The organism is Bradyrhizobium sp., from assembly GCF_050014615.1.
Taxonomy (GTDB): domain Bacteria; phylum Pseudomonadota; class Alphaproteobacteria; order Rhizobiales; family Xanthobacteraceae; genus Bradyrhizobium.
In genome coordinates this window covers 1-8376 of the sequence record NZ_JBEKCZ010000223.1, presented here as the reverse complement: position 1 = coordinate 8376, position 8376 = coordinate 1, and the positions used below count along the sequence as shown (strand labels likewise).

General features: G+C 62.0%; 6 protein-coding genes and 1 pseudogene. 4 read left to right on the top strand and 3 right to left on the bottom strand.

From position 1 onward, the window contains the following. On the bottom strand, positions 1-1079 hold a 1079-nt coding region (locus ABR948_RS25650), incomplete at its 3' end, for a BMP family ABC transporter substrate-binding protein (protein WP_428123308.1). A 443-nt stretch (positions 1080-1522) separates the two neighbouring features. On the opposite strand from ABR948_RS25650, the gene ABR948_RS25645 reads away from it, so the two are divergent. Then, positions 1523-2797, top strand: a complete 1275-nt coding sequence (locus ABR948_RS25645) for an allantoate amidohydrolase (RefSeq protein ID WP_428123309.1) — start codon at positions 1523-1525, stop codon at positions 2795-2797. A 29-nt stretch (positions 2798-2826) separates the two neighbouring features. On the opposite strand, the gene ABR948_RS25640 is transcribed toward ABR948_RS25645, so the two are convergent. Further along, entirely contained in the window at positions 2827-4146 is a 1320-nt protein-coding gene (locus tag ABR948_RS25640) for a dicarboxylate/amino acid:cation symporter (RefSeq protein ID WP_428123306.1), read from the bottom strand. Between the two features lie 479 nt (positions 4147-4625). Here ABR948_RS25640 and ABR948_RS25635 point away from each other — a divergent pair, with 479 nt between their 5' ends. Together ABR948_RS25635 and ABR948_RS25630 are read left to right on the top strand one after the other, a co-directional pair. Further along, positions 4626-5348, top strand: a complete 723-nt coding sequence (locus ABR948_RS25635) for a cysteine hydrolase family protein (protein WP_428123305.1) — start codon at positions 4626-4628, stop codon at positions 5346-5348. Beyond that, a complete protein-coding gene (locus tag ABR948_RS25630) occupies positions 5345-6994 on the top strand; it encodes a regulator (protein ID WP_428123303.1) in 1650 nt (549 codons plus the stop codon). Before ABR948_RS25635 ends, ABR948_RS25630 begins: the two co-directional genes overlap by 4 nt. Before the next feature lie 58 nt (positions 6995-7052). On the opposite strand, the gene ABR948_RS25625 is transcribed toward ABR948_RS25630, so the two are convergent. After that, on the bottom strand, positions 7053-8045 hold the full coding sequence (locus ABR948_RS25625) for a Bug family tripartite tricarboxylate transporter substrate binding protein (protein ID WP_428123301.1): 993 nt from the start codon (positions 8043-8045) through the stop codon (positions 7053-7055). Positions 8046-8191: 146 nt separating this feature from the next. Between ABR948_RS25625 and ABR948_RS25620 the strand changes: the two are divergent. Then, positions 8192-8376 (top strand): annotated as a pseudogene (locus ABR948_RS25620) (MmgE/PrpD family protein); the annotation flags it as partial.

The following is an 8376-nucleotide window of genomic DNA, read 5'->3' as shown; positions in this document are numbered from 1 at the left end:
AGATAGTCCATCTTCTCGAGTTCGGGATCCTTCTGGCCACGTTCGGTTCCGGCCGTGATCATGGTTTTGCCCTTGTTGTCCATGATCGGACCTTTGAAGATGGTGTAGGTGCCTGCGGTAAGCTTGGCCTTGATGTCGTCGGCATGTTTGCGGGCTTCCGCCGAGACCGCCTCGCCATAGGGAGAGACCTTGACGATCTCTTCCTTGAGGCCGCCACGGTAGAAGTTCGGGATGCCTTCGCCGGAAGCGATCATCTTCACGAACTTCGGATACAGTGCTTCCCAGTTCCACTCCGCGCCGGTGAGATAGGCTTTCGGTGCGAGCGGCGACTGATTGACGTGATAACCGCACACCATCGCGCCGCGCCGCGCCGCGTTCTCGACCATGGTCTTCGGCCCGTCGACGTGACAGGTCAGAACATCGACCCCCTGATCAATCAGGCTGTTGGTGGCTTCGGCTTCCTTGACCGGCATCGACCAGTCGCCGGTGAAGATCACCTGGGTGGTGGCCTTCGGGTTGGCGAGCCTGGCGCCGAGCGTGAAGGCATTGATGTTGCGCAGTACCTGTGGGATCGGCTTGGCGGCGACGAAGCCGAGCTTGCCGGTTTTGGACGTATAGCCAGCGACGATGCCGGAAATGTGCTGCGCCTCGTCGATATAGCCGAAGTAACTTCCAGCGTTCTTCGGATCCTTGTCGGTCCACAGGCCGCCGGCATGCTCGAAGCGTATCTTCGGGAACTTGTTCGCCATCTTGATCATGTGCGGATTGTAATATCCGAACGATGTCGGGAACAGCAGCGAAGCGCCGTCGAGATTGATCATCGACTCCATCGTCTTTTCGACGGCGTCGGTTTCCGGCACCTTTTCCTCTTCGACCACCTTGAGGCCGGGCATTTTCTTCAGGACTGCGGCGCCCGCGGCGTGAGCCTGGTTGTAGCCATAGTCATCGCGTGACCCGACATAGATGAAGCCGATCGTGGTATCCGCAGCGAATGCGGAACGCCCGCCGAGCGCGGTGCCGAGCGTGAGCGCGGCGCTGCCTTGCAAAAGATGCCGTCGTGAAATCCTGCCAAAATCCATTGGTTGCTCCCTTTGGCGGATGGACCGCCGCTAATTCTCGACTTCGCCGACCCGGCGGAGCCCGACACCCTTCGTCGCAAGCTTCATGCCAGAGCTTATTTGGTAGGCATACTCTTTTAAACTATTGATATCTATATATTTTTAAAAGTATCGGATTCCAGTTTAAAACTTGGGCAGGCTCTCTGGAGGTTAAAATTTAGGCTACTTTTCTTGATTGTATGCAAGGGAGTTAAGCAATCCTTGACGCGCAACCGCGCCCGCCGGATTGATTGAACGGACACGTCCGCTCATTTGCCGGCTGGTCATCCGGGCTGAGGCTGCTACCAGTCAGGGAATAAGGGCCGCCGTCGGATTCGCCGATCCGCTGGCACCGAATTTGTATCGACAGGCCGAAAACCGCGCGGACCGGCGTTGGCTGCATCATTTGGAAGAGCATGAGTGAGATGAATGCGCAAACCGCCGGGCTGCAGCACTCATCCCTCGGCGATGAGATCGTCGAGCGGATCAACCGGCTGGGCCAGATCTCCGAAACCCCAGAGCATCTTGCGCGCGTTTTCCTGACCCACGAACATCGCGCGGCGGCCGACCTCATTCTGGCCTGGATGCGCGACGCGGGACTGCACGCGCACCTCGACGCGATCGGAAATGTCTGCGGCCGTTACGAAGGCGAGCGTCCGGGTCTGCCGTGTCTGATGCTGGGCTCGCACTACGACACCGTGCGCGACGCCGGCAAATGGGACGGACCGCTGGGGCTGATCACGGCGATTTCCTGCGTCGCCGATTTGCACAGAAGAGGCCGGCGACTGCCGTTCGCGATCGAAGTGACCGGTTTTGCCGACGAGGAGGGGGTCCGGTTTGCTTCCACGCTGCTGGGCAGCCGGGCGGTCGCGGGAACGTTTAACGAGCGCGTGCTGGGTTCAAAGGACAGCGCCGGAATTTCGATGCGCGATGCGCTTTCCGCGTTCGGTCTGGATCCCGACCATATCGGGGCGGCGGCGCGGGCCCCCAGCGAATTGCTGGCCTATGTTGAACTCCACATCGAGCAGGGGCCGGTGCTGGAAGCCGAACATCTGCCGGTCGGGGTCGTGACGGCGATAGCGGGTGCGACGCGGCTTGCGGCGAACCTGACCGGGATGGCCGGCCATGCCGGCACGGTGCCGATGCTGCTGCGCCGTGATGCGCTGGCAGGGGCCGCGGAATGCATCACCACGATCGAGGAATTATGCCGCACCGATGATGGCGGGCTGGTCGGCACGGTCGGATATATTCACGCGATGCCCGGCGCGACCAACGTCATCCCGGGACAGGCCTCCTTTACCATCGATCTTCGCGCGCCGACGGACGCGCATCGCAAGCGCGCGGTAGCCGATATCGTCCGGCAGATCGAGGCGGTCGCCAGGCGCCGCAAGCTGGTGCTGCAGGTCGACGTGACCCATGAAAACCGCACCGTGCCATGCGCGCCGTGGCTGAAGGCCCAGGTCGCGGAGGCCGTCGCGGCGGAAGGCCACCGCGTGTTCGAACTGCCGAGCGGCGCCGGGCATGACGGCATGGCGATGATCGACATCGCCGACGTCGCGATGCTGTTCGTGCGCTGCCGCGGTGGCGTCAGCCACCATCCGGACGAGCACGTGGAAACGGCCGACGTCGATATCGGCGCGCGCGTCCTGCTGCGGCTGATCGAAAACTTCCAACCTGGCGTCCGATCCGCCAAAGTGTGACCGCGCTTTTGCGGCGCGGCCCGATCTCATCAGCCCGCGGTGACGTCGACCAATACATCGCCGTCGAGAACGTGCCTGGCCTTGTCGCGGTCAAGATCGCCTTCCCAGGCGGCGACGACGACGGTCGCAACGCAGTTGCCGATCAGGTTGCCGAGCGCGCGCGCCATGCCGATGAACCAGTCGACCGACAGCACCAGCACGAGCCCGATCGCCGGAATGCTCGGAACCGCATTCAGCGTGGCGGCGAGAATCACGATGGCGGAGCCGGGAACGCCATGGGCGCCTTTGGACGTGACCAGGGACACGCCGAGTACCAGCAACAGATCGCCGAATGACAGCGGCGTGTTGGTCGCCTGCGCGATGAACACGACCGCCAGCGTCAGATAGATCGAGAACGCATCCAGGTTGAAGGAATAACCGGTGGGGATCACGAGTCCGACCACCGAATCCTTCACGCCCATCCGCTCGAGCTTGCGCATGATCTGCGGCAGCACCGCATCCGATGACGCAGTCGCCAGAACGATGGTCAATTCCTCCCGCATATAGGCCAGGAATTTGAGGATGTTCAGTCCGGCAAGCGCCATCACGCCGCCGAGCACGCCGAGCACGAAGATCGCGAGCGAGACGTAGAACAGGGCGACCAGCGAGGCCAGTTGCTTGAGCGAGCCGACGCCGTATTCTCCGACCGTATAGGCGACCGCGCCGAGCACGCCGAGCGGCGCCAGGCGAACGATCAGCCCCATGATCCGGAACAGCACGGTCGATACCGCATCGATCAGCGAACTGATGCGCTCGCCCTTTTCGCCGCCGACCAAAGCAAGGCCGACGCCGAACAGGATCGCGAAAAACAGCACCTGCAGCACGTCGTTGCGCGACAGCGCGTCAAACGAGGTGGTCGGGATGATGTTCATCAGGAAGCTGCCGATACCGCCGCCCTTCAGCTTGTGGGCGTTTTCGGCGTAGCTGCTCAGCGCGTTGGCATCCAGTGTGGACGTATCGATGTTCATGCCATGGCCGGGGCCGAACAAATAGGCCAGCACCAGCCCGACAATCAGCGCAACCGTGGTCATGGTCTCGAAATAGATCAGCGCCTTGACGCCGACCCGCCCGACCTTTTTGAGGTCGCCGGCACCCGCGATGCCATGCACGACCACGCAGAACACGATCGGCGCCACGATCATCGAAATCAGTTTCAGAAAGGCATCGCTGAATATCTTCAGGCTGATGGCAAAATCGCGGGCGTACACCCCGAGCACGATCCCCAGCAGCAGCGCGGCAAGAACCTGAACAAACAGAGAAGTATACAGCGGCTTTCGCGCAACCGGCGCCGCGGCGGTGATGGTGGTCATCGAAAGCTCCCCCGATTTAAAATATCCCAAGCCTCAGCAAGCAACAAACGTTCCACCAAGGCAAGCACACCGGACGTGACGATCCGTCGCCCGAGCCCACCGGGTATCTCGTCGAAGGAATCGTCGGAACCGTTTGATTCATAAGAAATTTTGGCAGCAACAATGCGTTGCCGCGATGGTTCCGGCGTCACGCCCGGCGGCCGTGGCGTGGTCGCGGAATTGCACGGGCTCGCGGCGCGTCCGTGTTGCGGTTCTGAGTCTGCCTACGCGGCGAACACAGGCAACATCTCGCTCAACGAATAAGCAAATGCACTTCAGAAAGGTTGCGCATAGGGAATAAGCAGACGTCAGTTAAAAATGCAACCGACTGAAAATACAGAAGATTCCCGAACGCGCGAACGCCGAACGCCATTGTACACAATGGCACGGGCTTTGCTTAACCCCCCTTTAAGAGTTCTCACGCGTGGGGGCATGTGCTTATGGCGAACTCAAAGCTTTCCAGTGGCATCGTCGCCGCTGAGCCCGAGCCGATCAGTCTCAATTGGTCCGCCACGGCCCTCGTCATCATCGATATGCAGCGCGACTTCATGGAGCCCGGCGGTTTCGGCGAAACACTCGGCAATGACGTCTCGCAACTGGCGCGCGCCGTCAAGCCGATCGGGTCGGTGCTGAGTGCCGCGCGCGAACTCGGCATGCTGGTCGTGCACACCCGCGAGGGCCATTCGCCGGATCTTTCCGACGCGCCGCCGGCAAAGATCGAGCGCGGCGCGCCGAGCCTGCGCATCGGTGATCCCGGTCCGATGGGGCGGATCCTGATCCGCGGCGAAGCCGGCCATGACATCATTCCAGCACTTTATCCGCTCGACACCGAGGTCGTGATCGACAAGCCCGGAAAAGGCGCGTTCTACGCCACCGAACTCGGCGACATCCTGCAGAAATACGGCATCGAGAATTTGCTGGTGTGCGGCGTGACCACCGAGGTCTGCGTCAATACCACCGTGCGCGAGGCCAACGACCGCGGCTATCGCTGCGTCGTGCTGTCCGATGGCTGCGCCTCCTATTTCCCCGAATTCCACGAGATGGGCCTGAAAATGATCAAGGCCCAGGGTGGCATCTTCGGCTGGGTCAGCGACTCCGCCGCGGTTCTCAAGGCAATGGCACTGGAGACTTCACACCATTTGGCAGCGGGAGCATCACGATGAGCACGAGCACGACGGGGACTGCCGGCTTTAAACCAGTATTGTGGACGCCGGGCGACTGGAATGCCTTCTTTGGCTTCGGCACCAACATCCTGGTCAACATGCTGGTGTTGACGGGGCTGTTGCGCTTCGTACTGAAGATGCCGGACTCGCTGGTATTCGGCCGCATCCTGCCGGCGCTCGGCCTGATGATGTGCCTGTCGACGCTTTACTACGCCTGGCTCGCCTACCGGCTGGCGCAGAAAACCGGCCGCACCGATGTCTGCGCGCTTCCGTCGGGCGTCAGCGTGCCGCATATGTTCATCGTCACCTTCGTGATCATGCTGCCGATCACCATCAAGACCGGCGATCCCATGAAGGGCTGGTCCGCCGGCCTGGTCTGGGTGTTCTTCCAGAGTTTCATCCTGATGATCGGCGGCTTTATCGCGCCCTACATCCGGAAAATCACGCCCCGCGCGGCCCTGCTCGGCACGCTGGCCGGTGTCTCCGTGACCTTCATCTCGATGCGGCCGGCGCTGGAAATGTACATGACGCCGCAGATCGGTCTGGTCTGCTTCGCCATCATCCTGGTGAGCTGGTTCGGCGGCGTGAAATATCCCAAGGGAATCCCCGCCGGTCTCGTCGCCATCGCGGTCGGCATGGTGATCGCGTGGGGATCGAACCTGTTCGGTCTTGGGCTCGGGGGGCTGAGCGTGAAGGGCGTCGGCGACGCCTTCGCGAGCTTCGGCTTCTCGGTGCCGCTGCCTGCGGTCAATCAAGTATTCTCGGGCTTCGAGTTCCTCGGCGTCATTCTGGTGACCGCGATACCGTTCGGCATCTATGATCTCGTCGAGGCCATGGACAACGTCGAAAGCGCCGAGGCCGCGGGCGACGAATATCCGACCACACGGGTGCTGACCGCTGATGGCGTCGTCAGCCTGATCGGCTGCCTGATGGGAAATCCCTTCATCAACGCGGTTTATATCGGCCATCCCGGATGGAAGGCGATGGGCGGCCGGATCGGCTATTCGGCGGCGACCGGACTGATGGTGATCGTGCTGGCCTGGTTCGGCATCATCTCGGTGCTGCTGGCGCTGGTGCCGGTGGTCGCGATCTCGCCGATCCTGCTTTACATCGGCATGCTGATCGGCGCGCAGGCGTTCCAGACCACGCCGATCAAGCACGCGCCGGCGATCGTGCTGGCCCTGACGCCGCATCTGGCGGCGTGGGCCAAGCTGCAAATCGACACCATGCTCGGCGCGACCGTCAATGCGGCGCAGTCCGTCGGCGGTCTTGCCGCCGACAAGGTCGGCGACGTCAAGGCCGCGGCGATCGCCTCGCTGCCGCAACAGGGCGTGCTCTATCACGGGCTCGAAGTCATGGGCGGCGGCTCGATCCTCGCCGGCCTGATCCTCGGCGCGGTCGGCGTGTTCGTGATCGAGCGCGATTTCGTCAAGGCGTCGGCCTTTGCCTTCTCCGGCGCAGTGCTGACCTATTTCGGCTTCATGCATGGCGAGGCCGTGGGTATCGGCGGCGGTTTCGGCGTGACGCCGAGCGTCGCGCTGGCCTACGCCGTCGTCGCGGCCGGCTTCCTCGCGATCGGCAAGTTCGGCACCAGCACGGTCTACGTTCCGCAGCACGACCTGCCGCACGCGGTACCCGCCGAATGACACGGGCCTGAAATGACACGGGCCTGACGCATCCCAATGCTGATAGAAGTGAGGTATATTACCTCACTTCTATCTTGGCCTGATCGGCCACGTCCTTCCACATCGCTATATCCTGCTGGATGAAGCTGGCGAAAGCCGCCGGCGAAGTGCCGACGATCTGGATCGCCTGCGTTTCCAGCAGCGTCCTGGTGCCGGGATCGTTGAGGGCCTTCACGATCTCTGTGTTAAGCTTGGCGACGATGGCAGGTGGTGTGCGGGCCGGCGCCAGGATTCCGTGCCATGCAATCGCATCGAAACCGGGATAGCCACTTTCGGAAATCGTCGGCACATCGGGCGCGACCGGCGAGCGATCCTTGCTGGTCACGGCCAGCGCGATCAGGGCGCCGGATTTCACGTATTGCAGCGCCGATATCGGATCGGAAAACACCATCTGCACCTGGCCGGCGAGCAGGTCGGTCACCGCCAGCGCGGTGCCGCGATAGGGAATATGCGTCATCTTGATGCCGGTCCTGATCGCGAACAACTCGGTGACCAGATGGTTGGAGGAACCGACGCCTGTGGTGCCGTAGTTCAATCCGCCGGGCTTGCTCGCGGCGAGTGCGATGAACTCTTTCAGCGTCTTCACGCCGAGCGATGGATTGACGACCATGACGTAGGGATAGGTTGTGGTCAGGGATACCGGCGCAAAATCCTTCATGGGATCGTAGGGCAGGTTCCTGTAGACGGCCGGGTTGATCGAAATCGGCCCGGACTGTCCCAGCAAAAGCGTATAGCCGTCCGGCTCGGCTTTGTTGACGAATTCGGCGCCGATAATCGCGCCGCCGCCGGTGCGGTTCTCGACCACGATGGATTGTCCGATCGTCTTGCCAATACGTGCCGCAAGGACACGCGCCGTTGAATCGGCGGAGCCGCCGGCCGCGAACGGCACGATCAAATGGATCGGGCGCGACGGGTATTCGTCGGCGCGCGCCTGGTTCGTGGCCGGGACGGCAGCAAGCGCAAGCGGCAGAACTAGTCCGGCCAGCGCAAGGCACTTCGAACGGGTTTGCATGGTTTCCACCCTTTTAAGTCTGGTGTTCGTTTGCACCATGATTGGCCCGCACCATAGGGCAGAATTTCCTACCCGGTCTACCGAACGCCCGGTTGTGCTTTTTCGTTACCCTGCGATGCTCCGGCCAACTTTCTGGGGGGATAACGATGTTGCATAAACCTGGCGTGACCGAGAGCCTGGCTCGAAACATTATAGCAGCGCGGTGGGAAGATATCCCGTTGCCGGTGCGGCATCAGGCCAAGCGTTCGTTGATGAATTTCTTTGCGGTCGCGCTCGCCGGTTGCCGCACCGGGCCGGTCGAGACCGCGCTGCGTTCGCTCAGCGAATTCTC

Coding starts and splice junctions, on each gene's coding strand:
- ABR948_RS25625 (WP_428123301.1), bottom strand. CDS start 8,045: ATGCAAACCCGTTCGAAGTGCCTTGCGCTGGCCGGACTAGTTCTGCCG.
- ABR948_RS25640 (WP_428123306.1), bottom strand. CDS start 4,146: ATGACCACCATCACCGCCGCGGCGCCGGTTGCGCGAAAGCCGCTGTAT.
- ABR948_RS25635 (WP_428123305.1), top strand. CDS start 4,626: ATGGCGAACTCAAAGCTTTCCAGTGGCATCGTCGCCGCTGAGCCCGAG.
- ABR948_RS25645 (WP_428123309.1), top strand. CDS start 1,523: ATGAATGCGCAAACCGCCGGGCTGCAGCACTCATCCCTCGGCGATGAG.
- ABR948_RS25630 (WP_428123303.1), top strand. CDS start 5,345: ATGAGCACGAGCACGACGGGGACTGCCGGCTTTAAACCAGTATTGTGG.